Raw genomic sequence first — 1,035 nt, forward strand, 5'->3', positions numbered from 1 at the left:
CGCCTTTCAGCGTGCTGTCCTTCGGCACGGCGATCGCCGAGGGCGTGTTGTAGTATTTGTTCGAGAAGTCGACCTTCTCCTTGCGCTCCGGCGTGATCGACATCGAGGCGACGATGGCGTCGAATTTACCGGCCTGGAGGGCTGGAATGATGCCGTCCCAATCCTGGGCGACGAAGGTGCACTTGACCTTCATCTCATCACAAAGCGCCTTGGCGATGTCGATATCGAAGCCCACGAGCTGGCCATCGGCGGTAAGGTTGTTGAAGGGCGGGTAGGCGCCTTCGGTGCCGATCCTCAGGGTCTTTTCCTGGGCCTGGGCGACGCCGAGCGTCAGCAGCGCGGCCGAAGCGGCAAGCGCGATACGCAGTGAAATACGCATGATGGTCCTCTCTTTATGGTCCCGGCCGTCGTTCCGAACGGCTCTGTGGGGCGGTGCTTTTGACCGCCCGCTGGCGCGATACTCCCACTCTTTCCAAGAAAAAAGCAACTGCAAAACCATAAAAATGGGCAAGGCTATTCTGCCGTTGCGTCAGCGCTCAAGCAACGAGCCCGGTGGTGCGCTCGATGAAGTCGGCTATCGATTTTGCATCGTCGAGATCGAATACCGGCAGCAGCTCGCCTTCAATGGCAAAATCGGCGGCGACAGCGACGATGTTGGGATCCTCCGCCGAAAGCGGCGTGCGGTCCTTCGCATCCAGCCGGCGGGTTTCGATCTTGCTGTGGGCTTCGCGCTTGTAGCCCTCGACCAGCACGAGGTCGCAAGGGGCAAGCCGCGACAGGACAGTCTCCAATGTCGGCTCATCCTCGCCGCGCAGCTCGTGCATCAGTGCCCAGCGAACGCCGGAGACGATCGCGACTTCGGTGGCGCCGGCCTGCCGGTGGCGAAAGCTGTCCGCGCCAGGTTTGTCGATGTCGAAGTCATGGTGGGCATGTTTCACCGTCGACACCTTCCAGCCGCGCCGGACCAATTCGCTGACCAACCTCTCGGTCAAAGTCGTCTTGCCGGAATTCTTCCAGCCGGTGATGCCGAAGACC

2 protein-coding genes are annotated in these 1,035 nt (G+C 61.1%); both read right to left on the reverse strand.

Annotated features, from left to right (window positions below; translation table 11 throughout):
• Window positions 1-379, reverse strand: a 379-nt coding sequence (locus tag ENZ75_RS32800; protein ID WP_128278663.1) for a transporter substrate-binding domain-containing protein, incomplete at its 3' end; no start/stop codon positions are given.
• A gap of 157 nt (window positions 380-536) precedes the next feature.
• The coding region (gene mobB, locus ENZ75_RS32805; RefSeq protein WP_128278664.1) for a molybdopterin-guanine dinucleotide biosynthesis protein B at window positions 537-1,035 on the reverse strand (499 nt) is incomplete at its 5' end.

Source organism: Mesorhizobium sp. M7A.F.Ca.CA.002.04.1.1 (assembly GCF_004022805.1).
Taxonomy (GTDB): Bacteria; Pseudomonadota; Alphaproteobacteria; order Rhizobiales; family Rhizobiaceae; genus Mesorhizobium; species Mesorhizobium ciceri.